This is a genomic window from Pedococcus dokdonensis (genome assembly GCF_900104525.1).
GTDB lineage: Bacteria > Actinomycetota > Actinomycetes > Actinomycetales > Dermatophilaceae > Pedococcus > Pedococcus dokdonensis.
In genome coordinates this window covers 2,949,320-2,974,808 of the sequence record NZ_LT629711.1, presented here as the reverse complement: position 1 = coordinate 2,974,808, position 25,489 = coordinate 2,949,320, and the positions used below count along the sequence as shown (strand labels likewise).

The window sequence follows — 25,489 nt, the reverse complement described above, 5'->3', positions numbered from 1 at the left end:
GCGGCACCTTTTCCTCGATCTGGGAGCCAACATGTCACCCGCAGCGACATCCAGCCAGCCTTCGACCGACGTCTCGCGCGTGTCGCTCAAGGAGCTGACCCTGCGGTCGCACGACCTCACGCTGCTGGCGTCGTCCTCCAACTACGACCTCACGAGCGCGGCCGACCGGCTCCAGTCGACCTATGACCTGCAGCGGCTGTTCCTGCAGATCGTGCGGATCTTCGAGCCCGACCTCTTCATCGAGGCCGGGGCCAAGGATGCCGGGATCTCGCGTCGCGCGCGAACCTTCCTGCCCCAGGCCCGGGTGGTGGCCTTCGAGGCCAACCCGTTCACCCACCGGCGCTTCGGCGCCATGCACGACAACGCCGCGGTCGGCGTGGAGTACCTCCACCTGGCGCTCAGCGAGACCGCGGGCACGGTGCAGTTCAACCTCCTCGCCGAGGCCGACGGCACCCCGGCCGCCGACGGCAACGGCTCGCTGCTGCGGCACGAGGCGCCGCCGAACGGCTTCGTCGAGGTCAACGTCGAGGCGGTCACCCTCGACGGGTTCTTCGGCGACTCGTTCACGCAGTGCGCGCTGTGGATCGACGTGGAGGGTGCCTCCAAGCAGGTCCTGAGTGGCGCCGAGTCGGTGCTCGACCGGGCCTCGGTCCTCATCATCGAGCTCGAGGACCGCGCCTTCTGGGGACAGGAGTGGCTGCGCCCGGAGATCTACTCCTACCTCTACGACCGCGGGCTGGTCCCGGTCGCGCGTGACTTCCAGGCGCGCTACCTCTACAACGTGGTCTTCGTGCGGGAGTCGCTGCTCGACACCGACCGGCTGCGGTGGGCGCTCGCTCTGCACGCCAGCTTCGCCGACCGGCCGGTCCGCCTGGCCGCGCCCGAGCCGGCCCGGCCGGCCGCCGCGGCGCCGCCGGCCCGCGCGCCCGGCGCCGTCCCCGCGTCGGCGGCACCCGGCACTGGTCCGTCCGCGTCGCTGGCCGGGGAGCTGTATGGCGCGGTGCGCCAGGTCCTGCGCGATCGCCGGGCCCGACGCAACGCCTAGTCGGACGCGGACCGCTCGAACTGGCTCGGGATCGGGAAGTACGACTCGAGGAACCGGCGGATCACGGTGTCCTGGGTCTGCAGCGCCACGCTGTCGGAGTCGTGGTCGTTGAGGCAGAAGACGTCGACGTTGCGCTGCCGCAGCAGTGAGCTCAGCCGGTTGACCGTGTCGTCACGGGCGATGTCGGCGTAGAGGTACTTCATCGTGCCGGGCACGGCGCGACCTGTCGCGTAGGCGTAGTAGTGCGCCAGCGACGCCGAGATGGAGACGTCCTGGTGGCTGCGGAACTGCGAGGCGGCGGTGCGCTCGAAGTCGGCTGGGAAGTCCTGCTCCATGTCGAGCATCACCGACCGGCGCAGCGCGTGCGGCACGTGCTGGAACTTGTTGGAGATGGTGCGGTCGAACATCTTGGCCACCAGGTCGCGGTTGTTCTTGCCCGCACTCATCACCGGCATGTCCCGGCTGGACGAGGTGCTCAGCCCGATCTTGGCGCTGGACAGGTAGAACTGCGAGATGCCGTTGCTGTGGAAGAACAGCGACGGCGGCACGGGCCGACCGAAGAAGACGTCGTCGTTGAGGTAGAGGTACTGCTCGCTGAGGCCCTCGATCCGGTGCAGCTGGCTCTCGATCGCGTGCGAGTTGAAGGTGGGCAGCACGCCGCGGTCGCCGAACAGCACCTGGTGGGGCACGAGCGTGAGCCGCGGGTGGCTGGTGTCGAGCCACTCGGGCACCTGCCCGTCGGTGACGAGGTAGACGTGCCGCACCCAGTCGGCATACATGTCGAGCGAGCGCAGCGAGTAGCGCAGCTCGTCGCGCGAGGCGAACCGGCTGTCGTTGGCCGCGAGGGCGTGCATGCCACTGCCGCCGGTGCGCTGGTCGAACTCGGCCTGCGCGACCGCCTTGCGGGACAGCCAGGCGGGGTCGCTGCCGTCGACCCAGGTGTAGACCACGTCGATCGGCTCGGTGACCGTGAACAGGTGGGGATGGGCGATGGTGTCGAGGACCGGGCGCGGGGTGCCGTCGACCGGGCGCAGGACGGTCTTCTGCTCGCTGGGCGTGATGACGTCGACCCAGGGGTTGCGTCGCGGGGCGGTCAACGTGCCGGCCGGCAGCGGCTCGCCGTTGAACGTCGCCGGCTTGTCGGTCGCCACCCGCCGCCAGAACTCGACGTCGCAGCCGAGCACCGGTCCGCCGAGGAAGCTCCCCGACTCGCTCACCAGCACCTGGAAGACCCGGATGACCTTGGCCGCCCGTGGTGGTGCGGAGCGTCCGACCAGGCGGGGGGCGTCGATCGACTTGTCGCGCACGCGGGCGAGGTAGGTGGGCTCGCCCCCGAGCTCGGCGCGCAGCGCCCTGAGGGCCCGCTGCCGGTGCTCGGCGGCCACGACGACGACGCGGCGCCGCTCGGACTGGGCGTCGAGCACGAAGTAGGGGACGTCGTGCTTCTCGAAGGCGTCGGCCACCAGGGCGAGGTGCCGGGCGATCACGGTGCTGGACCGGAACGTGCCGGTGCGCAACGCGAGGTAGGTGTGCCCCTGCACCTCGATCGCCGCCGTCCGGGCCGAGCGCTGGCCGCTGCTCAGGTGGAAGACACCGGTGCGGGTGCGGCGCCAGGCCACCTGGGGACGGGTCTGCCCGGTCGTCACCCGCCGCATCAGCCGCCACAGCGGTGCGGGGACCACGGCGTGTGCCCGCTGCCGCAGTGGCAGGGGGACCGAGCGCGCGAGGTTCTGCACTGTGCCCTCCCGTCCGGCGCCGAACCACCTTCCAAACGTCCCCACCGTACCCGAGCGAACACCGCATACCGGTCAGGCGACCGTGGGGCGGGCTCTGCTAGACAGGTCTGCATGCCCGCCCGCGACGCCGACCACGGACCGGTCTTCGGGGGTCGGCCGACCCTCCTGGGGCACCGGGGGATGGGCCGCGAGGACGTCGACGGCCTCGCCGAGAACTCGCTCGAGTCGATCGTGGCGGCCGCGCACACCGGGCTGCGCTGGGTCGAGTTCGACGTCCGGCGCACCGCCGACGACGCGCTCGTGGTGGGTCACTACCCGACCATCGCCGATCGTGACTTCCTCGCCGACCTGACCCTCGAGCAGGCCCGCGAGCTGGGTGCGGTGACCCTCGCCGAGGTCCTGACCGCGCTGCCGGAGGGTGTCGGGGTGAACCTCGACCTCAAGACCGCGATGGAGGACGCCCTGCGCCCGCGGGAGACGACCACGGCCGGGCTCGTGGCCCCCGTGGCGGCGGCCGAGCGGGGCCGCCGATCCGTCCTGGTCTCCTCGTTCGACCCGTCGGCCCTGGTCGTGCTCGAGGAGGTCGCCCCCGGCACGCCCCGGGCGCTGCTCACCTGGGTGGCCTTCCCGCTGCGCAAGGCGATCCCGGCCGCGGCGCACCTCGGGGTCGAGGTGGTGGCGGCGCACTCGTCGTCGTTCGGGGCCAACCCGGTGGACCGGGCACCGACCTTCCGCTCTGCGGCGTATGCCGTGGAGGTGGCGCACCGGGCCGGCCTGGAGGTGGTGGCCTGGTGCCCACCGGCCCCGGAGGCCCGCGAGCTGCTCGCCGCGGGAGTGGACGCGGTGGTGGTCGACGACGTGCCGCACAGCCTGGCCGCGCTGCGAGATGTGGCGGATTGACGGCTGGACGAGGGGTTTTGTCGGTTTGCCCACCTGTGGGAGTCTTGCCCCGACTGTGCCGGTGAAGGTCGGTGCAGGTCGGCAGGTGGGGTGAGACCTGTGGGGGAGTGCTCCCCATTGGTCGCGCACCTCTGTCGGCCTAGCCTTCGCGGTGCAGTCAGTGCCACCGCGAGGTCGCCGCGAGGTCCCCCCGAAAGGTCCCGATGCCCACCCTGAAGTACCCGAGCGCGCAGTTCCCGGGCCCGCCGTCCGTCACCGTCGACATCCCCGACGGCTGGTCCCCGGTGCGCGTGCCCGGCACGCTGCTGGCCGCCCGCCGCAACGACACCGGAGGACGGTTCGCCCCCAACGTCGTCGTCCGGGGGTTCACCCGGTCCGGCGACTTCACCATCGGTCGCGCCCTCGCCGAGCTCAAGTCCTACGTCGAGGACCGCACCGACGGCGAGATGGACGCACCCTTCGCGCTGGAGATCGAGAGCGTGCCGTTCGTCGGGGTCAACGTCTCGTGGACCGACCAGGCCGTCGGCGACGTCATCCAGGCGCACCTGTTCGCCGGTGCCCGCCGCGGACAGGTGGTCGACCTGCTGCAGGTGACCGGCTCGGTCGGGGGAGAGCAGGTGGACCGCGAGTACGAGTCCCTCCAGCAGCTCATGCAGACCGTGCGGATCACCCGGTGACCACGCCCGACGCCCCGCACGGCGCGGGGCTGACCGTCCGGGCCGGGGCGGCCACCGACGTGGGGCGGGTCCGCCAGCACAACGAGGACAGCGTGCTCGCCGACCGCACCGTGTTCGTGGTCGCCGACGGCATGGGTGGTCACGCGGCGGGCGAGGTGGCCAGCCGGATCGTCACGGCCACCCTCGGCGAGCTCGCCGACGCCCCGGTCCGCCGTCGTGAGGACCTGGTGGCCGCGCTCGCCCTGGCCAACCGCCGGATCCTGGAGTCGGTGGCCCAGCACCCCGAGCAGACCGGCATGGGCACCACCGCCGCGGGGCTCGCCGTGGTCCGGGCCGGCGGCTCCGACCACTGGGCCGTCTTCAACGTCGGGGACTCCCGCGTCTACCGCTTCGTCGACGGCCAGCTGCGGCTGGTGACGGTCGACCACTCCGAGGTCCGCGAGCTGATCGACGCCGGGCTGATCACCGAGGAGGAGTCGGCACGGCACCCGCTGCGCAACGTCGTGACCCGGTCGATGGGCTCGGAGTCGCTGCCGACCCCCGACATCTGGGTCTTCCCGCCGCACGCGGGCGAGCGCTTCGTGATCTGCTCCGACGGGCTGTCCAACGAGCTGAGCAGCGACCGGATCCGGCAGATCGTCGCCGAGCACGACGACCCGCAGGACTGCGCCGAGGCGCTGGTCTCGGCAGGAGTGGCCGCCGGCGGCCGCGACAACGTCTCGGTGGTCGTGGTGGCCCTCGACTCCGACGACGCCGACCTCGACGACATCGACACGGCACCGCGGGCCAGCGCCGGGGCGGCAGGTGGCGAGGGATGACGGCCGTCCCCATCGAGCTGCCCGACGAGCCTGGATGGTCGACCGTTTCGGTCGGCCACATCCACGTGCTCGTGCGCGCGGGTGGTGCGCTGGTGGAGCGGGTCCGCGTGGCCGCGCAGGACGGTGACCTCGACGACGTGCTCGACGCGCTGTCGGCCGACGGCGTGCGCGCCACCCCCGACTTCGTGGCGGTGCTCGAGGGCGCACCGGTGCGCGTGGTCACCCGCGGCAGTGCGTATGCCGTGACGTCGAGCCCCGCGGGCCCGACCGAGCTGCGCGCCACCGGTCGTGGACCGTGGGCCGACCTGGACGCGGACCCGGACGTCTCCGCGGTCGCGCTGCGGACCGGGGCGCCTGCCACGGCGGCTCCACCGGCCCCGGTGCCGCCCGCGAGCCCTGAGCCGACGACCTCGGTGGCCGAGTCGGAGGCCGCGCCCGTGACCGAGGCCGGGCCCGTGACCGCGCCCGTGACCGCGCCCGTGACCGCGCCCGTGACCGAGGCGGCGCCCGTGACCGGGGCTCCGAGCCCGGCCGACACCCAGCTGCCGCCGGCCAGCGAGCCCGCCGCCGGTGGCGGAGCCGGCTGGAAGCTTCCGAGCGTCTTCGGCCGCGGCCGCGCGGACGAGCCGGCCGCCCCCGAGCCGGCCGCATCGCTCTCTGCCGGGCCCGCTGGTTCGCCGGATCGGGCCGACCAGGACCCGTCGGACCCTGCGAGCACCGCGACCGAGCCGGTCGAGGAGCACACCGAGGTCGAGGACCTGCCGAGCTATGACCACCTGTTCGGGGCCACCCAGCACGACCGGCCCTCCTACATCGAGAAGCACGACACCCAGGGCATCAGCGAGCCGCCGATCGGCCACGCGCCGATCGAGTCGGCGGGGGGCTTCGACCCGCGCGACTCCCTCGCCGAGCAGCAGCCCCCGGCCCGGGACGAGCACACCCTCGCCCCGCCCCGCGACACCTTCCACCCCGGTGCAGCGCCGGGCCGGGCGTCAGCGCCACCGCCGGGCGACCCGTCCAGCGCCACCCCGCCGCCGCCGTCACCGACGCCCGGCGGCCTCATCGACTCCGTGCCGTGGCGCAGCGGCGGCTCGAACGTGCCCGCCCCCGACCCGGCCCCGCGGACCACCCCGCCCCCGGTGACCTCGCCGCCGGCCCCGGTGCGGCCCGCCCCGGCGCCGGCTCCCCCGGCCGGACCGCACTCGTCGCGCCCGGGCAGCGTGCCGCTGCCGCCGGCTCCGGTCCGCCCGACACCCGTCGAGTCAGTGCCGGTCGAGTCAGTGCCGGTCGAGTCAGCGCCGCGGGAATCAGGACCCGTCGAGTCAGGACCCATCGACTCTGCGCCTGCCGCGACCGGCGGACCGCAGACCAGTGCACCGCCGCAAAGCAGTGCACCCCAGACCAGTGCACCCCAGACCAGCGTGCCGTCGCCGCCCGCGGTCCCGACGGTGCCGGCGGCTGCGTCGGCCGAGGGCGATGCCGATGCCACCGTCGACCGCAGCGCGCTGCTCGCCGGGCGCGGGCCCGCGGTGAGCGGCCCGACCGTGCTCGCCGTGCTGTGCCCGGCCGGCCACAGCAGCCCGCCGCACTCCGGCGTGTGCCGACTGTGCGGTCGGGAGATCCCGCCGCAGCAGCCGTTCCAGACCGCACGTCCGCCGCTCGGCCTCCTGCGGCTGGCCTCCGGCGACGTCGTCCAGCTCGACCGGGGGGTGCTGCTCGGTCGCTCCCCGAAGGTCAACGCCGAGCTCAGCGCGGCCGACCGTCCGCACCTGGTGCGGGTGACCTCCCCCCAGAACGACATCTCGCGCAACCACGTCGAGATCGTCCTGGAGGGCTGGCACGTGCTGATCCGCGACCTCGGGTCGACCAACGGCACCACCGTCGCGCTCCCCGGCCAGCACCCGGTGCGGCTGCGCCCGAGCGACCAGCAGGTGATCGAGCCCGGCACCGTCATCACGCTGGCCGACGAGGTCAGCCTCACCTACGAGGTGGGGTCGTGAGCACCTCGACACCGCCGGAGATCCCCGGCCTGGTCTACGTCCAGCCGGTCGGCTCGGGCGGCTACGCCGACGTGTTCCTCTACGAGCAGCAGATGCCGCGGATGAACGTCGCCGTCAAGGTGCTCAAGGGCGAGGGCCTCACCCCGGCGATCCGGCGCCAGTTCGCCGACGAGGCCGACACGATGGCCCAGCTGGCCGACCACCCCTACATCGTGCAGGTGTTCCGGGCCGAGACGTCCGCCGACGGCCGCCCCTACCTGGTGATGAAGTACTACCCGCCGCCGAACATGGCGATGCGGGCCCGCACCGAGCGGTTCACGGTCGAGGAGGTGCTGCGCATCGGCATCCAGCTGGCCAGCGCGGTCGAGACCGCCCACCGGGCCGGCATCACGCACCGCGACATCAAGCCCGCCAACGTCCTGGTCAGCCAGTACGGCGCCCCGGGGCTCACCGACTTCGGCATCGCCGGTCGAGGTGGAGCCGCCGGCGAGGAGGAGGCCGACGACGTCGGTGTCTCGGTGCCCTGGGCCCCCCCGGAGGTGTTGTTCGGCCAGTCCAACGGTGACGAGCGCGCCGACGTCTACAGCCTGGCCGCCACCCTGTGGCAGCTGCTCGTGGGGCGCTCGCCGTTCGAGGTCGGCGGCGGCGACAACTCCGCCTACGCCCTGATGCCCCGGATCCGGTCCAACCCGGTGCCGAGCACCGGGCGGGCCGACGTGCCGGTCTCGCTCGACCGGCTGCTCGCGCAGTCGATGGCCAAGGACCCGGGAAACCGGCCGGCCACCGCACTCGCCTTCGCGCGCGCCCTCCAGGAGATCGAGCAGGAGCAGCGCTTCCCACGCACCGCCATCGTCGTCCTGGACGACCAGGGCCAGACCACCCTGGCCGACCAGACCCCGGCTCCCGGTGGCGACGAGGACGACCGCACCCGCGTGCGCAGCCCGCAGGCGGTGCGCAGCGCCCAGGCGCTGCCGCAGGCGCGACCCGACCGGACGGCATACCCACCGCTGAGCGGGTCGACGTCGATCCCGGCGGCCGCGCACACCAGTGTCACCTCACCGCGCCCCGGTGCGGCACCGCCGGGGGTGCCCGACGACGTCGCCGAGGAGGGCACGGTCCGCGTGGACCGGTCCCGTGCCGCCGCCGGTGCAGCCGCCCCGGGCCAGCTCGGCGGCACCGGCACCGCCCCCGGCCGGACCGACCCCGACGACACCGAGCGCCACGAGATCAGTCCGGCGATGCTGCTGACCGGCGTGACGGTCGTGGTCGCGGTGCTCGCGGCCATCGCGCTGTGGGCGGTCTTCGGTCGCGGCGACGCCGACCCGGTGGCCACCCCGACCAAGACCATCGCGAGCCAGACCGACGACGACCCGGTGGCGATCGCGCCGGTGCCGACCATCTCGGCGCGGGGGACCACGGGCGGGGTGGCCTTCTCGTGGACCTACCCGGGGGCGGAGAAGGGCGACGCCTACCGGTTCCGCAGCGCGCCCACCCTCGAGGGCCTCGACACCGCGACCTTCGTCAACGCCAAGTCGACCACCCGGGTCGTCAAGGTCGCCAAGGGCACGCAGGTCTGCGGCCAGGCCCGGGTGATCCGCAGCGGTTCCGAGTCGAACTGGTCGGCACCCCAGTGCGAGAAGGCGGGCTGAGGCATGGGTGTGACCGTCGACTTCTGCGGTGAGCAGTTCGTGGCCGACCCGGCGCGGCCGCTGACCATCGGTCGGGTGGGTGACGTCGAGATCGACGACAACCCCTACCTGCACCGCAACTTCCTCCAGATCGTCGAGGAGGGTGGCCTGTGGTGGCTGTCCAACGTGGGCACCACCCTCACCGCGACGGTGGCCGACAAGAAGGGGTTGTTCCAGGCCTGGCTCAACCCCGGCGCCCGGATCCCGCTGGCCCTCGAGCGGCTCACCGTCTGGTTCACCGCGGGCCCGACGACCTACGACTTCGACATCGTCGTCGACTCGCCCGCGTTCACCTCGACCGGCACCGAGGAGCTGGCTGAGGACGACGCCACCGGTGAGACGACCGTCGGCCGGGTCTCCTTCACCCCCGACCAGAAGCTGCTCATCGTGGCCCTCGCCGAGCCGTTCCTGCGGCGCGGGCAGGGCGGCGTGGCCCAGATCCCGTCGTCCGCGGACGCTGCGGCCCGGCTCGGCTGGAAGGTCACGAAGTTCAACCGAAAACTGGACAATGTGTGCCAGAAGGTCGCAGATGCTGGTACACGTGGTCTGCACGGGGGGCCGGGGAAGCTGGCAAGCAATCGCAAGGCGAGGTTGGTCGAGCACGCACTGTCGACCCGTCTCGTGACCGAGGCCGACCTGGCGCTGCTCGACGGCGTCACGGACGGCGAGGCCATCGCGCATGGCACCGAGATCGTGAACAGCAAGTAGGGGAGTAGGTAGCTGTGAGTCCGATGTCGACTCGACGGGTGGGGGTGGCGTCCGGCCTCGTCGTGGCGCTGGCCGCGACGAGCCTGACGTTCTTCGCGGTCACGTCCAAGGGCGAGACCGTGCACGAGACCGAGCTGTCCGACGGTGGCGTGTGGGTGTCGTCGGCCAAGGATGCCCGGTTCGCGCGCGTCAACAAGGCGGTCGGCCAGTTCGACGGCGGCGTCGTCGCCTCGAGCGGGCCCGGCGAACCGGTGGACATCCTCCAGGACGACAACGCCGTGGCCGGGCTGGTGGTCGGGTCCGGCTCGTTCACGCCCATCGAGCCCAAGTCGGGTCGGCTCTCCGACTCCAGCGGCGTCTTCGTCCACTCCCCTCGGGTGGCCACCAACCAGCGCGTCTTCGTGCCCGGGACCGTCGACCTGCGCGGCGGCACCGTCGCCAAGATCGCGCCGAGCACCGGCAAGGTGTGGGGCCAGGCCTACGACCCCAAGGTCGGGCTGGTCTCCCTCCAGGGCCTGGTCGACGGGGCCAAGCGGCTCGCGACCGTCGGTGCGGTCTCGGCCCTGGCCGTCGACGTCGAGGGCAACATCCACGCCGTGTCGGGCGCGACCGGCAAGGTCGTCACCATCCCCCGCACCCCGGCCGGCTTCGGCAAGCCGGTCACCGAGCAGATCAAGCTCAAGGACGCCAAGGTCGTCGACATCACCGCCGTGGGCACGAGGTGGGTCGTCTACAGCGCCGGTGACGACAAGCTGTTCTTCCAGGGCAGCGACAAGGCCGTCGACGCGGGCACCACCCGCGAGGAGGGCAAGCCCGCGTATGCCGCGTTGCAGCAGCCCGGGCCGGACGCCGACACGGTGGGCCTGCAGGACTCCACCACGCTGCGCCTGATCGGCTCGGAAGGCACCACCGGTGAGGGCGGGGTCGAGGTCAGCATCGGCGACAACGAGACGCCGCCGCTGCCGTCCCGCCCGCTGCGCAGCGGGTCGTGCATCCACGCCGCGTGGGCCAGTGAGGTCAACAACTACTACGGCAAGGACTGCGGCGGCTCCGACCAGCCGCAGCCGGCGGTCTCGATCGTGCGGACCACCAAGGAGGCGGTGCGCGCTGGTGTGTCGCTGCGCACGAACCACGGGCTGATCGTCCTCAACGACCTCGACGGCGGGGAGGTCTGGGACCTCGACAGCAAGCCGAAGAAGCTCGACGAGTGGGACTCGCTGATCCCGCCGCCGAAGACCACCAAGGACACCAAGAAGAAGGACGAGAACCTCATCGACGAGACCTCGGTGGCCCAGCCGCCGACGGCCAAGGACGACAACCTCAAGGCCCGCCCCGGTCGCACGTCGAAGCTGCACGTCCTCGACAACGACACCGACGCGGCCGGCTCGGTGCTGGCGATCTCGCCCGAGGACCTCAGCCGCCCCGACATGGAGGGCGTCACGGCGAGCGTGGCGGCCGACGGCCAGAGCATCGACGTATCGGTGCCGGACAACCCCGAGCGCCAGTCGTTCTCCTTCACCTACAAGATCAACAACGGCAAGGCCCCGCAGAAGTCGCAGGCCAAGGTCACCGTCACCCTCGTGCCCGACGAGGTGAACTCGCCCCCGACGCTGCGGCCCGGCACCGCCAACCTCAGCAAGACCGTCTACCCGGTGATCCGCGGCAAGCTGCTCCCGGTGCAGGTCATCGGCGACTGGCGCGACCCCGAGAGCGACTCGCTCAGCCTCGAGGCGGTGGCCGAGGGGTCGTCCGTCGACGGCCTCGGCCGGCTCAACGTGCTGGCCCCCATGAAGGACGGCACCCAGGGCGTCGCCTACTCCGTCAACGACGGCCGGGTCGGCGCGCGCGGCACCGTCACCATGAAGGTGCTCGGAGCCGACGACGAGCTCGTCAAGCCCAAGACCCAGCCCGACGTCGTGCGCGGGGTGGTCGGCAAGCCGCTCCAGCTCGAACCCCTCGGCAACGACATCCCCGGGGCCGACCCCACCGAGCCGGACGCCCGCATGCGCCTGAGCCGCGCGCTGCAGTCGACCGGTGCGCTGGCCGTCGACACCAACCTCGACACCGGCGTGGTGACGGTCACCGGCACCAGCCCCGGCACTTTCTCCCTCAGCTACGGGGCGCAGGTCGGCGGTGGCATTTCGGCCGGTCAGATCCGCATCGACCTGATCGCCGACCCCGACCCCGACGCCCCTCCGGTGGCCGTGCCCGACGCGGCGACGCTGCGCGACCAGACGCCGGTGCTGTCCGACGTCCTGGCCAACGACTACAGCCCACGCGCCGACGTGCTGGTCACCCGCTCGGTCTCCGTCGCCGCCGACAGCACCTGGCTGCGACCCTCGATCTACCAGGGTCGCTGGGTGCGCATCGAGGCGCTCGAGCCCGCGGGCCAGAGCAGCCGACCGCGCACCGGCACCGTCACCTACACGATCAGCGACGGGGTGAAGACGACGACCGGTGAGGTCAACGTCTCCCAGTTCCCGGCCAACAGCCGCAACGTGCCCGTGGTCGGTGACGACCAGGCCGTGGTGCGCGCCCAGGACACCGCCACGGTCCCGGTGATGGACAACGACAGCATGGCCGACGGCATCCCGCTCGTGCTCGACCCGGCCAGCGTCAAGGTGATCGACGGTGCCGGCTACGCGTTCGCGTCCGGCAACGTCGTCCGGTTCGTGCCGAAGCACCGGTCGCCCACGGCCCAGGAGACGGTGACGGTCGAGTACGCCGTCTACCCGATCGGCGACCGCAAGAAGGCGACGACCGGGCGGATCACCATCGCGGTCATGCCCCTGCCGACGACCGGCTCACCCAACCAGCCACCGGTGGCGCGCAGCTTCTCCACCAGCGTCACGGCCGGTGACCCCCTCACCATCACGGTCCCGACCTCGGGCGTCGACCCCGACGGCGACAGCGTGACCGTCGCCGGACTGGTCGGCCAGGAGGGCGGCGCGGTCGACCTGCGGTTCGGCCGGGTCACCGGGTTCGGTCCCTCGACGATCCGGTACGAGGCGTACCCGACCGCAGCCGGGACCGAGGTCCTCAACTACGAGGTGCGCGACCGGTTCGGCGCGACCAGCCAGGGCTTCGTGCGGATCGGGGTGGTGCAGCCGGGTGACCCGCAGCCGCCCGTGGCCGTCGAGGACGAGGTGCGCGCCAAGCCCGGCAAGACGGTCACCGTCGACGCGACGCAGAACGACCTGATCGCCCGCGGCGACTCCATCGAGCTCGAGTACAAGGCACCGCTGAACCCCGCCGACGAGCTGTCCAAGTGGAAGGTCGACGAGGCGAACACCTACTTCACGACCAAGGTGCCGGCGCCGCAGGCCGGTGTGCAGCACCTGACCTACGGCATCAGCAACGGGCTGTTCGACCCGTCGCGCTCCACGATCTCGGTGGTGCCCGACCCGAATGCGAAGAACCCGCCGGTGGCCGTCGACGACACCGCCAAGCCGAAGCAGGGCGAGACCACGACGCTCGTCGACGCACTGGCCAACGACCGCGACGTCGACGGCACCCGCGAGTCGCTCAAGATCAGCGCGGTGCTCTCGCCCGAGGACGCGACCGTCGAGGGCAACCAGGTCCGGGTCAAGGTCAAGCCCTTCCCCTACACCGTCCCCTACGTCATCACCGACGAGGACGGCCTCACCGCGATGGCGCTGATCTACGTGCCGACCGGCGAGTCGGGGCTGCCCTTCGTCGTCTCGGGCGCGTTGATCGAGATGGACAAGGACTCCACCAAAGCGGTCAAGCTCAGCGACTACGTGAAGTCGCCGCGGGCCCGCGTGGTCAGCATCACCACGGCCGAGAACGTCAGCGCCTCGCCGCGCGACCGGCTGCGGGTCGAGGCCGACGGCCGCTCCGGGCTCCGGCTCACCTCCTCGGGTGGCTACATCGGTCCCGGTGCCGTGATGCTCGAGGTGAGCGACCAGGAGACGGTCAGCCAGAAGGACTTCAAGACCGCGTACGTCTCGATCCCGGTGCAGATCGGCCCGAAGATCCCGTTGCTGCGCTGCCCGAGCTACACGGTCAAGCTCAACGCCGGCGGGCGTCCGCGCACGATCGACGTCCCGACGCTGTGCCACGCGTGGGTACCGGTCGGCATGACCCTCGACGACGTCGTCTTCGAGAGCAGCTGGCGACCCCAGCCCAAGGACGTGGACCTGCGCACCAGCGGTGCCGGTGACCGCCTGATCGAGCTCAAGGCGGGCAACCGCGCGCCGAGCAGCATCAACGGTCGGCTCGTCGTCAAGGCGCGCGGTGGTCCCGAGTCGACCATCGCGGTGTCGGTCTTCGGGATCGACGGCGGCCAGGTCGACGCGAACGGCAACCCGCTGCCGAGCCTGGGGCCACCGCGGCTGCGGCCGTTCTCGGTCTCCGGCCTCGAGGCGGGGTCGTCGCGCACCATCAACCTGCGCGCCTACCTCGACTCCCCGCTGGAGACCCCGGGGTGCACCATCTCGGCCGCGTCGGCGGCCCCCGGGTCGGGCCTCACCGTCACGCGCTCGGGCTGCGACCTGACCCTCACCGCCAGCGCGAGCGCGCGCGGACGGACCACCGTCGACGTCTCGGTGGCCGACGGACCCGGTCGCAACGCGTCCGGGCGCGGCACCGTGGAGATCCTCGGCAAGCCCGACGCCCCGACCGCCGTGGCGGCCGAGGCGGACCGCGTCAGCGGCGGGTTCGCACGGGTGCGCTGGCTCCCGCCAGACGTCGACGGCGGCAGCCCCATCACCGGGTACGTCGTCGTGGTCAAGGGCCCGGGCGGCCGCGAGGTGAACTGCTCGGCGTCGCCGTGCACCATCACCGACCTGCAGAACGGCGAGTCCTACCGGTTCGCGGTGATCGCGGTGAACGCGATCGGGCGCAGCCCGGCGAGCAACGACAGCAACGCGGTCGTGCCCGACACGCTGCCCAACCCGGTCAACGGGGTCCGGATGGAGGGGCGTGGCGACGGCTCGCTCACCATCGCCTGGACCGCTCCCGCCAAGAAGGGCAGCGACGTCACCACCTACGAGGTGCGGGTCACCGACACCTCGACCGGCGCGATCAGGTCGGCGACCGTGTCGGCGCCCGCCACGCGCACGACGGTCGCCGGACTGACCAACGACGACGAGCAGTCCGTGCAGGTGCGGGCCAAGAACAAGCTGGGCTACGGCCCGTTCGGCTCCGCCGTGCGGATGCAGTCCGCCGGCACCCCGCCCGCGGTCCCCGCGCCACGCGTCGACAACGCCGGCACCGGACCGGCCGAGGGCTCCTCACGGCTGACCATCTCCTGGGACGCCGTGCGACCCAACGGCCCGGCGCTGACCAAGTACACCGTCTACGAGAGCAGGGAGGGCGGCGCCTGGTCGGCCATCGGCACGACGTCGCCCGACCAGCGCCAGCTGGGACACACCACCGTCTACGACGGTGCGAGCTACCGGTATGTCGTGACCGCCACCAACGGTGCGGACCTCGAGGGCAACAAGGCCAACCCGACCACCTTCTCCTCGATCGGCATCCCCGAGGTGCCGGGTCGGCCGAACGTGACGACCCCCAGCCCCAACCTGTCCGCCACCGTGCGGGTCTCGGTCGGCGACTCGCGGTCCGGCTCGTTCACCCAGCTCCAGTGGCGCAACAGCAACGGCCGCACCGACAAGGTCAGCTGCGGCTGTCCCGAGGGCTCGGTGCGCCAGTGGACGATCACCAACATGGGGACCGACTCGCAGACCCTGCAGGTGCGGGCCTTCAACGGCACCAACTGGTCGGACTGGTCGCCGCCGAGCAACACCTACCGGCCGTACACGACGACCAAGACCCCGGCCAACCTCAACGGCACCCGGAACAACAACCGGATCTCGTGGACGTGGACCTTCCCCGACAGCGGTCGCGACGTCGACCAGATGGGCCTGCAGGTCGGCACCAACGAGCCGAGCTTCGGCAGCGTCATCACACCCGTGTCGCCGACGACGTCCTACAGCCTGACCGGCAAGCCGGGCTACTACTACGAGATCAGGGTGCGGGCGCACACCCCCAACGGCGGTGGGTGGAGCAGCTGGACCCGGTGGGAGCGGGTCAGCATCCCGGACCCGCCGGTCACCAAGGTCACCGTCCTCAAGGGTGACTCGTGCCCGGCCGGCGGCTGCCACACCGCATCCGGGTCGTGCACCTCCAGTGCCTGCCACTACATCTCGGTGCGCTCGGAGAACCTCAGCGGCGGCGCCAACTGCCACTTCCAGGCCAACGGGCGCGACGTGGGGGGCTGGAACGACATGTCGATCGGCGCCAACCAGACCAAGCAGAGCATCAACTACTACGGGTTCCCAGGCGGCACGGTAAGCGTCAACTGCGGCGGCCATCGGGACTCGATGACGTGGTGAGCCGGGCCCGCGAACCCGGCACCACGGCATACCCCTGCAGCAACACCGAACCGACCACGAACACAACGGAGAGCGACACCCCATGACCGTCACCACCGACCAGGCCCAGTGGTTCGCCCAGGCGTTCACCCAGATGGTCGACAACGTCGACCGGGCCGTGCTCGGCAAGCAGCACGTCATCCGCCTGGCGCTGACCTGCATGCTGTCCGAGGGCCACCTGCTCCTCGAGGACTTCCCGGGCACGGGCAAGACCCAGCTGGCGCGGGCGATGGCCGGCACCGTGCAGGGCACCAACAGCCGGATCCAGTTCACCCCCGACCTGCTGCCCAGCGACGTCACGGGCGTGACGATCTACGACCCGGCGAAGCAGACCTTCGACTTCCACCCCGGTCCGATCTTCGCCAACATCGTGCTGGCCGACGAGATCAACCGCGCCTCACCCAAGACGCAGTCGGCGCTGCTCGAGGTCATGGAGGAAGGCCGGGTCACCGTCGACGGCAAGGCCCACCCCGTGGGCGAGCCGTTCATGGTGATCGCGACCCAGAACCCGATCGAGCAGGCCGGCACCTACCGGCTGCCCGAGGCGCAGCTGGACCGGTTCCTGATGAAGACCAGCCTGGGCTACCCCGACCACGAGGCCACCGTGGCCGTCCTCGCGGACGCCAAGACCCGCGACCGCACCAAGGCCCTCGAGCCGGTCGTGACGAGCAACGTCATCACCGAGATGGCCGCGCTCGCCGACGAGGTGCACGTCGACCCGGCGATCCTGGCCTACATCTCCCGCCTCGCCGAGGAGTCGCGCCGGCACGTGTCGATCAAGCTGGGCCTGTCGGTGCGTGGCTGCCTGGCGTTCGTGCGCTGCGCGAAGACGTGGGCGGCGAGCCAGGGCCGCACGCACGTCATCCCCGACGACGTGAAGCTGCTCGCCAACCCGGTGCTCTGCCACCGCCTGCTGCTCACCGCCGAGGCGCAGTTCGCGAACATCACGGTCGACCAGGTGATCAACCAGATCCTCTCCGAGGTCGCCCCGCCGGCCGAGCGAGTCGCCTGAGCATGAGCGAGCCCGACCCCACGCAGTCCGCGGAGCACACGACGCGGCGTGCCGACCTGAAGCAGTCGGGACGCCGTGGTCGTCGCCGTGCCGCTGCGCCGGGGTCACCGCTCGCCCCGCCCCCGTATGCCGGGTCGCCGGGTGGCGAGGGACCGACCAGCGCCAGCGGCACGCGTCCGCGTCGCCTGCCGACCCTCCCGACGATCACGGTCAGCCGCCCGCGGGTGCCGACCTTCATCGCCCAGGCGGGTCAGCGCACCGGTGGGGTGCTGTCGCGACGCACCGAGCGGCTGCGCTCGGCGACCCGTCCGGTGTGGGGCCCGGTCGCGGCGTTCCTGCGCTGGGTCTCGCCGCTGGGCTGGAGCATCCTCGCGCTCGGCGTGCTCTGCTGGGCGGTGGCCGCGGTCGCCGACTGGGACGAGTGGGCCATGATCGGGGCGGCCGCGATCGCGCTGGTGGTGTGTTGCGCGCTGCTCGCCGTGGGCCGCACCCGGGTGCGGATCGACACCGAGGTCGACCCGTTGCGGGTCACCGTCGGCGAGCCGGCCACCGGCCGGATCGCGGTCACCAACGAGTCGCGCCGCGGCATGCTGCCCCTGCTGGTCGAGCTGCCGGTCGGGATCAGCGCGGCCCGCTTCACGCTCCCGCCGCTGGGGTCGGGGAAGGCGCACGAGGAGCTGTTCGTCGTGCCGACCGAGCGCCGTGGCGTGATCGCCGTGGGCCCCGCGACCACCGTGCAGGGCGACCCGCTCGGCATCGTGCGGCGCACGCTGCGCTGGACCGACGTGACCGAGCTGTTCGTGCACCCGCGCACGATCTCGCTGGAACCGCTCGGCGCCGGGCTGCTGCGCGACCTCGAGGGCGAGACGACGCAGGAGATGTCGATGTCCGACCTCGCCTTCCACGCGTTGCGCGAGTACCAGCCCGGGGACGACCGCCGCTACATCCACTGGCGCTCCTCGGCCAAGGCCGGCCGCCTGCTCGTGCGCCAGTTCCTCGACACCCGCCGCTCGCACCTGACCGTGGTGGTCGACGCTGACCCCGACAAGTACGCCGGGGGTGAGGAGGACGCCGAGACCGCGATCTCGGTGGCTGCCTCGATCGCCAAGCGGGCCCACATGGACGAGCAGGACTTCACGCTCGTCTGCCGCGACTCGACCGCGTCGCGCACGAGCGCCTCGCTGGCCATGGACGCCCTGGCCCGGGTCGAGCTCGGCACCAGCGACCTCTACGCGATGGCCGGCGAGGGCCTGTCGCTCGCACCGGACACCTCGATGGCGGTGCTGGTCACCGGGTCCACCACGCCCTTCATCCAGGTCCAGCGGGCGCTGGGCCGGTTCGAGTCCGAGGTGCTGCGGGTGGCCCTCACCATCGACCGCGACCAACGGGTCGGGGTCAAGAACGTCGGAGGCACCACCCTGATGAACATCCACGAGCTGGGCGACCTGCGCGCGGTGCTGATGGGGGTGATGGCCACGTGAGCGCCAGCCCGCTCGCTCCGCCGCGCGAGTCGATGATGCCGGTCGAGCGCAGCCGCGCCGATCGGGCCGCCACCCTGCGCACCCGTCTCGTGCCCGGCCGCGACGACCTCGTCGACCTCGCCTTCACCACCCTGCTCGTGGCGTTGGCGCTGTTCGGCTTCCGCACCGTCTTCTTCGGCTGGGAGTGGATCCTCGCCGGGGCGGGTGGACTCGTGCTCGGCCTGCTGGTGGCGCACCTGGTCACCGCCTACCGGCTCCCGTCCGTCGTGACGATGCTCGGCCTCGCCGCGGCATACCTGCTCTTCGGCGGGCCGCTCGCGGTCAACGACCACCTCGTCGCCGGGGTGTTCCCCAGTGGGCGCACCATCCAGGACCTCCTGCAGGCCGCCGTGCACGGCTGGAAACGGCTGCTCACGCTGTTGCCGCCGGTCGACGCCACGGTGACCCTGCTCGCCCTGCCCCTCATCGTCGGACTGGTCGCCGCCGCCGTCACCTACACCGTGGCGCGCCGTCGCGCCCACGGGTATGCCGTCGTGGTGCCGCCGCTGGCCGCGCTCGCCCTGACCATCGTGCTCGGCACCCTGGAGCCGGCCAACCTCATCGCGCAGGGCGTCGTCTTCGGCCTGCTGGCGGTGGGCTGGATGATCGTGCGCAGCACCCGGTCCCGCGCCCCCCTGCAGAACGGTGCCGGGCGGGGTGCCCGGGCCGGCATCGGCGCGACCCTGCTCGCGCTCGCCGCGGCAGTCGGCCTGGTGGCGGGCCCGCACCTGCCGGGCACCGACGGCGACCTGCGCCGGGTGGCCCGCACCGAGATCGTCCCGCCCTTCGACATCGCGCAGTTCCCGAGCCCGCTGGCCGGGTTCCGCAAGTACACCGAGCCCAACGACGCCAAGCTCTACGACACCGAGCTGATGAAGGTGACGGGTGCACCGGCGGGCACGCCGCTGCGGTTCGCGACCTTGGACTACTACGACGGTGGGGTCTGGGGAGCCGGCGCCCGGGCGGGCGCCGACTCGCCCCGCCCCGGCACCGCCTTCCAGCAGGTCGGCGAGCGGGTCAGCGCGCGTGGCGAGGGCAAGCCGGCCACCTTGCAGGTCACCATCCCCGAGGGTGGCTACTCCGACGTCTGGCTGCCGACCGTGGGGCAGGTCACCGGCGTGAAGTTCGCCGGGGCGCGGGCCGAGCAGCTCGCCTCGCGGCTGTGGCTCAACATCGACACCAGCACCGCCATCGTCCCCGACCGGGTGTCGGCCGGCGACCGCTACACGATGGACGTGCTGCTGCCCACGAGGGTGGTGCGCGAGAAGCTGCCGACCTCGCTGGCCACCGCCACCGGCAACCTCGCCCAGAGCCAGGAGCTCGGGTTCCTCGACGAGCGGGTCGAGGCCTGGGGTGCCGACGCCCAGAACCCCTGGGACGAGCTGCGCGCGGTCGCCGCCGCGATGAAGAACGACGGTGCCTACACCGACGGCGGCACCAAGAACTCCGTCGAGAGCTACTACCTCGCCGGGCACTCGCGCGGGCGCCTGGCCCGCTTCGTCGGCGCCACCCAGCTGGCCGGCAACGACGAGCAGTACGCCGCGACGCTGGCGCTGGTGGCCAACCGGTTCGACATCCCGACCCGCGTCGTGATGGGCGCCGAGCTGCCGCAGGACGGCGTGGTCCGGGGCAAGGACGTGCATGCCTGGGTCGAGGTGCAGGACGCCACCGGCAGCTGGGTGCCCCTGCTGTCCGACACCTTCGTGCCGAACCGCAACCAGAAGCCCAACCAGCTCCAGTCCAAGACCGACGAGCAGAAGATCGGCGCGCTCGTCCCGCCACCGGCCGGGGTCAACCCGCCGAGCGTGCTGCAGGGACCCGACCAGGCCCAGAACGCCGTCAACCTCAAGAAGCCGCCGAAGAAGCTGTTCGACCCCGCCTCCTGGCCGACCTGGTTGCGCTGGCTGGTGTTCTACGTGCTGCTGCCCCTGCTCGCCCTCGTCGCCGTGTACTGGCTGATCCGGGGGGCCAAGGCCTGGCGTCGTCGACGGCACGCCACCCGTGGCACCACGACGGCCCGCATCGCGTGGGCCTGGGACGACCTGATGAACAGCGCCCGGTCCTACGGCCACACCCTGCCCAGGCGCGCCACCAGGCTCGAGCAGGCCGGGGCGCTGGGCCGACTCGAGAGCGCGAATGGCCTTGCCACCCAGGCGAATGCGCTCATCTTCGGACCGGGCACCCCCGAGTCGGACGACGCGCGGGACTACTGGCGGTCCACCAACCAGGCGCGCGGCGACCTCCGGGCCAACTGCGACTTCTGGCGCCGGCTGCGCTCCGACATCGACCCGCGACCGCTGTTCGCCCGTGGCCCGGCCACCCCCGACCGCCGCCGCACCCGCTCGACCTTCACCGCCCTGACCCGGAGGACCGCTGCCTCGTGAAGCTGAAGTTCACCCTGCGCTCGTCCGGCGACGTCGACACCGACCTCGTCGCGACCGTCGACGGCACGACGACCGTCGGTCAGCTCGCCGAGTACCTGGTCCTCGCCGACCCGGCGCGCGGCATCACCCCCGCCCAGCCCGGGCTGGGTGACTTCACGCTGTCCCACGTGGCCGAGGGCTACCGGGCCGTCGACCCACGGGCCACCATCGCCGAGAGCGGGCTGCGCTCCGGCGCGCACGTCGCGGTCACCCGCCGCACCGAGGGGTATGCCGACCGCGGCCAGCCCGTGGCGACCGCCGTCGTGGTGGCCGGCCCCGACACCGGCCGCGAGGTCCCGCTCGCGGCCGGCACCGCATACCTCGGCCGCGGTCGCGGCTGCGAGATCCAGCTGAGCGACGCGCAGGTCTCGCGCCGGCACGCCCGCCTCCTGGTGACCGACATCCTCGAGGTCATCGACCTCGGCTCGTCCAACGGCATCCAGGTGCAGGGCCAGCAGGTCGACCGGGCCGTGCTCAAGAGCGGTGACCGGTTCAAGATCGGCGAGACCGAGGTCGAGGTGCGGGTGGCCGGTGGCGGCACCGGGCTCGCGCCTGCGCGCGGCACCTCGCTGCCGTTCTCGCGGTCACCCCGGATCGCGCCGCTCTACGTCGGGCAGGAGTTCCCGATGCCGGCGCTGCCCGAGCGGCCCAAGCCCGAGCGCCCGCCGTGGATCTCGGCGATGATCCCGGCGGTGATGGGCCTCGCGCTCTTCGCGATCCAGAAGAACCCCCTCTTCCTGCTGTTCCTGCTGCTGACGCCGGCCATGCTGTTCGGCCACTACTTCGAGTCGCGCCGCAACGCGAAGAAGGACTACGAGCAGGCGCTGGCCGAGTTCCGCGAGGACCTCGAGATCATGGTCGAGCAGCTGCGCGACGAGCAGGTCCGCGAGGTCGAGGGCCGGCAGGCCGAGCACCCCGCCAGCTCCGAGGCCGTCGAGGCGGTCGGCAGCGCCTCGACGCTCCTGTGGACCCGGCGACCCGGTGACCCGGGCTTCTGCGAGTTCCGGCTCGGACTCGGCGAGCTGCCGTCGCGCAACACCCTCAAGCTGCCCGAGCTCGGACGCTCGCGGGCCGAGGCCTGGCTCGAGGCGTCCCAGGCGGTCGAGGGCATGGGCACGGTCCAGCCGGTCCCGGTCGTCGCAGAACCGTTGCGCAGCGGGGCGATCGGCATCTCCGGCCCGCGCCAGCGCGCCCTCGAGGCAGCCCGCGCCGTCGTCGTCCAGGCGGTCGCGCTGCACTCACCGGCCGACCTCGTCGTCGCCGCGGTCGGCTCGCCCGCGACCGCGCGCGACTGGGACTGGCTGAAGTGGGTGCCGCACACCGCCTCGCCGCACAGCCCGATCGACGCCCGGCACCTCGCCAACACCGGACCCGCCAGCCTCACCCTCGTCACCGAGCTCGAGGAGCTGATCGCCAGCGGTGAGCCCTCGGCCGAGCCGGCCGACGACTCGACCGGCCCGGTGCAGGGCGCGTTCAAGGCGCCCCGGCTGCCCGCGGGGCGTCCGGTCGTCCTGGTCGTCGTCGAGGACGATGCCCCCATCGAGCGCAGCCGGCTGGTCCAGCTGGCCGAGCGGGGCTGGCGCTACGGCATCGTGGTCCTCTGGGTGTCGCCGACGACCGCCACGCTGCCCGCGGCCTGCCGCACCTTCGTCGAGCAGGGCCCGCAGCAGGGTGACGCGGTCGTCGGCTACGTCGGCGAGGCCGTCGTGCGGATGCCGGTCGACGCCGACCACGTCGAGGCCCCGTCCGTCGAGCAGCTCAGCCGGCAGATGGCGCCCCTGGTCGACTCCGGCGTGCCGGTCGAGGACGAGAGCGACCTGCCGCGGTCGGTGTCGTTCGTCAACCTCGTCGGGTCCGAGCTGGCCGAGGCGCCCGGTCCGGTGATCGAGCGCTGGGGTGAGAACCGCTCGATCCTCACCGGCCCCTACGCCGCCGGGCCGGTGGCCCGTCCCAAGCCGGGCAACCTGCGGGCCGTGATCGGCCAGTCCGCGGCCGGCACCTTCTCGATCGACCTGCGCGCCGACGGCCCGCACGCCCTCGTCGGCGGCACCACCGGCGCCGGCAAGTCCGAGCTGCTCCAGGCCTGGATCCTCGGCATGGCGGTGGCGCACTCGCCACAGCGGCTGACCTTCCTGCTGGTCGACTACAAGGGTGGCTCGGCGTTCCGCGACTGCGTCAACCTGCCCCACACCGTCGGCCTGGTCACCGACCTGTCACCGCACCTCGTGCGCCGGGCGCTGGCCTCGCTCTCGGCCGAGCTCAAGCACCGCGAGCACATCCTGGCCCAGCACAAGGCCAAGGACCTCGTCGAGCTCGAGCGTCGCGGCGAGGTGGCGGCGCCGCCGAGCCTGGTCATCGTCGTCGACGAGTTCGCGGCCCTGGTCCAGGAGGTCCCCGAGTTCGTCGACGGCGTGGTCAACGTCGCGCAGCGGGGGCGCTCGCTCGGCCTGCACCTCATCCTCGCGACGCAGCGCCCGGCCGGTGTGATCAAGGACAACCTGCGCGCCAACACCAACCTGCGGATGGCGCTGCGGATGGCCGACGAGGCCGACAGCGACGACGTGCTCGGCTCCCAGGTGGCCGCCTACTTCGACCCGGCCCTGCCGGGCCGCGCGGTGTCCAAGTCCGGTCCCGGCCGGCTCACGCCGTTCCAGACGGGGTATGCCGGTGGGTGGTCCACCGGGGAGGCCCCGCCCACCTCCCTCGACGTGGAGACGCTGGGCTTCGGAGTTGGCACGCCGTGGGAGCTGCCGGTCGTGGAGGAGTCCCACGAGGTCGTGCAGGAGGACCTCGGGCCCACCGACATCCAGCGGGTCGTCACACAGATCGGCGCGGCCCAGCAGGCTGCCGAGATCCCCGACCCGCGCAAGCCGTGGCTGCCCGAGATGGCCCCGGTCTACGAGCTGGCCGACCTGCCCACCCGGCGCCGCGACGACGAGCTGGTGATCGGGATCAGCGACGACCCCGACAGCCAGACGCAGCCGCCGATCAGCTTCCGCCCCGACGTCGAGGGCAACCTCGCCGTCTTCGGGGCTTCCGGTGCCGGCAAGAGCGCCTTCCTGCGCACCATCGCCGTCGCCGCGGGGTTCACCGTGCGCGGTGGGCCGTGCCACGTCTACGGCCTCGACTTCGGCAACCGCGGTCTCGCGATGCTCGAGCCGCTGCCCCACGTCGGCAGCATCATCTACGCCAGCGACCACGAGCGGGTGGTCCGGCTGCTGACCATGCTGCGCGAGACGATCGACGACCGCGCGCTGCGCTACTCCGCCGTCAACGCGGCCACCATCACCGACTACCGCCGACTGGCCGGTGCCCCGGAGGAGCCTCGGATCATCGTCCTCGTCGACGGGCTGACCAGCTTCCAGGCGGCCTACGACAGCCACGCCGGCCAGCGCTGGCTCGACCTGTTCACGTCGCTGGCCGGCGACGGACGCCCGGTCGGGGTGCACTTCGTCGTCACCGCCGACCAGCGCAACGGGCTGTGGGGTGGGCTCTCGTCCGCGATCCAGAGCCGCGTGGTGCTCAGGATGGCGACGATGGACGACTACCTTTCGCTCGACGTCGACGCCGACGTCCTGTCGCTGGGCTCCCCACCCGGGCGGGCGATCGTGCACGACCGCGAGGTGCAGGTGGCGGTCCTCGGCGGGTCGGCCGACTCGACCGTGCAGGCCCGCGCGATCCACGGTTTCGCCGAGGGGGTCCGGCGGGCCGGCGTGCCCGAGGCGCCGCCGATCCTGTCGTTGCCCGAGTCGCTCTCGCTCGCGTCACTGCCCACGGTCGACGAGGCCGGTCGCCCCGCGATCGGCTTGTCCTCCACGACGATGCGCCCGATCGGCTTCGAGCTGCGGGGCAGCCAGCTCGTCCTCGGGCCGTCGGGGAGTGGTCGCACGACGGCCGTCCTCACCATGGCCCAGGCGGCGCAGCGGGCGCGCCCGGGACTGCGCTGCTGGTTGTTCAGCCCGCGCCGCTCCGCGCTCACCCGGGCCGCCGGCCTGTGGACCGAGACCGCCGTCGGGGTCGACGACTGCCGGGCGCTGGCCAAGCGGCTCAAGGACGAGATGGTCGAGGCCGGACCCTCCGGTGCCACGATGCTCGTCGTCGTCGAGCGCGCGCAGGACTTCGACGGGTCAATGGCCGAGGACGACCTGGTCGAGCTCTTCAAGGCCGTCGTCAACTCGGAGCAATGCGTTGTGGCAGAAGCAGATTCGGGCTTCTTCAACTCCAACTACGGCATGTCCGGCGCGCTGAAGTCGTCGCGCTCCGGTGTGTCGCTCCAGCCCACTGGCGACGAGGCCTCGGCCTTCTCCGCCGACTACCGCGGCGTGAGCCGGGACCAGCTCCTCGAGGGGCGTGGCTTCCTGGTCCGGCGCGGCAACCCCGAGCTTCTCCAGGTGGCTCTGCCGCTGTCCACGACCACCACAGGGGTGGGAACGGCCCGAGCTGAGAAGGCGGCACCGGTGGGGAGTCCTCCCCATTGAGCTGCCGCAGGACCGCCCATAGGTTCATCACGACAACCAAACCGACTGGGTGCCAACGGCACTCACGAAATGAAAGAGGGGAACAG

13 protein-coding genes are annotated in these 25,489 nt (G+C 72.3%); 12 read left to right on the top strand and 1 reads right to left on the bottom strand.

The annotated features are described in order from the left end of the window. Positions 1-31: 31 nt before the first annotated feature. The gene (locus BLQ34_RS13975) at positions 32-1,045 is read left to right on the top strand and encodes an FkbM family methyltransferase (RefSeq protein WP_091786688.1); all 1,014 of its coding nucleotides are present in this window, start codon (positions 32-34) and stop codon (positions 1,043-1,045) included. On the opposite strand, the gene BLQ34_RS13970 is transcribed toward BLQ34_RS13975, so the two are convergent. Next, positions 1,042-2,781 carry a stealth family protein gene (locus BLQ34_RS13970; RefSeq protein ID WP_091786685.1) on the bottom strand — a complete coding sequence of 580 codons (1,740 nt, stop codon included), beginning with the start codon at positions 2,779-2,781 and terminating at the stop codon, positions 1,042-1,044. The two genes, BLQ34_RS13975 and BLQ34_RS13970, sit on opposite strands and share 4 nt — an antisense overlap. A gap of 111 nt (positions 2,782-2,892) precedes the next feature. Between BLQ34_RS13970 and BLQ34_RS13965 the strand changes: the two genes are divergently transcribed. From BLQ34_RS13965 to BLQ34_RS13915, 11 genes are all read left to right on the top strand, one after another. Continuing rightward, entirely contained in the window at positions 2,893-3,681 is a 789-nt protein-coding gene (locus BLQ34_RS13965) for a glycerophosphodiester phosphodiesterase (protein WP_091786681.1), read from the top strand. A 203-nt stretch (positions 3,682-3,884) separates the two neighbouring features. Next, complete coding sequence (locus BLQ34_RS13960) at positions 3,885-4,358, top strand: hypothetical protein (RefSeq protein WP_091786678.1); 474 nt, start codon at positions 3,885-3,887, stop codon at positions 4,356-4,358. Further along, on the top strand, positions 4,355-5,176 hold the full coding sequence (locus BLQ34_RS13955) for a PP2C family protein-serine/threonine phosphatase (RefSeq protein WP_231961179.1): 822 nt from the start codon (positions 4,355-4,357) through the stop codon (positions 5,174-5,176). The genes BLQ34_RS13960 and BLQ34_RS13955 overlap by 4 nt, the downstream gene beginning before the upstream one ends. Further along, positions 5,173-7,176 (top strand): FHA domain-containing protein, encoded by a 2,004-nt coding sequence (locus BLQ34_RS13950; protein WP_091786675.1) that lies wholly within the window; start codon positions 5,173-5,175, stop codon positions 7,174-7,176. The genes BLQ34_RS13955 and BLQ34_RS13950 overlap by 4 nt, the downstream gene beginning before the upstream one ends. Next, entirely contained in the window at positions 7,173-8,825 is a 1,653-nt protein-coding gene (locus tag BLQ34_RS13945; protein WP_091786673.1) for a serine/threonine-protein kinase, read from the top strand. Before BLQ34_RS13950 ends, BLQ34_RS13945 begins: the two co-directional genes overlap by 4 nt. A gap of 3 nt (positions 8,826-8,828) precedes the next feature. After that, positions 8,829-9,572, top strand: coding sequence for a hypothetical protein (locus BLQ34_RS13940; protein ID WP_091786670.1), 744 nt, complete (start codon positions 8,829-8,831; stop codon positions 9,570-9,572). A 23-nt stretch (positions 9,573-9,595) separates the two neighbouring features. Continuing rightward, positions 9,596-15,931, top strand: a complete 6,336-nt coding sequence (locus tag BLQ34_RS13935) for an Ig-like domain-containing protein (RefSeq protein ID WP_157693057.1) — start codon at positions 9,596-9,598, stop codon at positions 15,929-15,931. Between the two features lie 82 nt (positions 15,932-16,013). Further along, positions 16,014-16,982 (top strand): AAA family ATPase, encoded by a 969-nt coding sequence (locus BLQ34_RS13930; protein WP_091786664.1) that lies wholly within the window; start codon positions 16,014-16,016, stop codon positions 16,980-16,982. A gap of 2 nt (positions 16,983-16,984) precedes the next feature. Further along, positions 16,985-18,463 (top strand): DUF58 domain-containing protein, encoded by a 1,479-nt coding sequence (locus BLQ34_RS13925; RefSeq protein WP_091786662.1) that lies wholly within the window; start codon positions 16,985-16,987, stop codon positions 18,461-18,463. Beyond that, positions 18,460-20,886 carry a transglutaminase family protein gene (locus BLQ34_RS13920; protein ID WP_091786659.1) on the top strand — a complete coding sequence of 809 codons (2,427 nt, stop codon included), beginning with the start codon at positions 18,460-18,462 and terminating at the stop codon, positions 20,884-20,886. The genes BLQ34_RS13925 and BLQ34_RS13920 overlap by 4 nt, the downstream gene beginning before the upstream one ends. Beyond that, positions 20,883-25,403 (top strand): FtsK/SpoIIIE domain-containing protein, encoded by a 4,521-nt coding sequence (locus BLQ34_RS13915; RefSeq protein ID WP_172829410.1) that lies wholly within the window; start codon positions 20,883-20,885, stop codon positions 25,401-25,403. Before BLQ34_RS13920 ends, BLQ34_RS13915 begins: the two co-directional genes overlap by 4 nt. Positions 25,404-25,489: the final 86 nt, after the last annotated feature.

What these genes read in the sequence shown, in the direction of transcription:
- BLQ34_RS13925 (WP_091786662.1), top strand. Translation starts at nt 16,985, where the DNA reads ATGAGCGAGCCCGACCCCACGCAGTCCGCGGAGCACACGACGCGGCGT.
- BLQ34_RS13975 (WP_091786688.1), top strand. Translation starts at nt 32, where the DNA reads ATGTCACCCGCAGCGACATCCAGCCAGCCTTCGACCGACGTCTCGCGC.
- BLQ34_RS13935 (WP_157693057.1), top strand. Translation starts at nt 9,596, where the DNA reads ATGTCGACTCGACGGGTGGGGGTGGCGTCCGGCCTCGTCGTGGCGCTG.
- BLQ34_RS13950 (WP_091786675.1), top strand. Translation starts at nt 5,173, where the DNA reads ATGACGGCCGTCCCCATCGAGCTGCCCGACGAGCCTGGATGGTCGACC.
- BLQ34_RS13960 (WP_091786678.1), top strand. Translation starts at nt 3,885, where the DNA reads ATGCCCACCCTGAAGTACCCGAGCGCGCAGTTCCCGGGCCCGCCGTCC.
- BLQ34_RS13930 (WP_091786664.1), top strand. Translation starts at nt 16,014, where the DNA reads ATGACCGTCACCACCGACCAGGCCCAGTGGTTCGCCCAGGCGTTCACC.
- BLQ34_RS13965 (WP_091786681.1), top strand. Translation starts at nt 2,893, where the DNA reads ATGCCCGCCCGCGACGCCGACCACGGACCGGTCTTCGGGGGTCGGCCG.
- BLQ34_RS13940 (WP_091786670.1), top strand. Translation starts at nt 8,829, where the DNA reads ATGGGTGTGACCGTCGACTTCTGCGGTGAGCAGTTCGTGGCCGACCCG.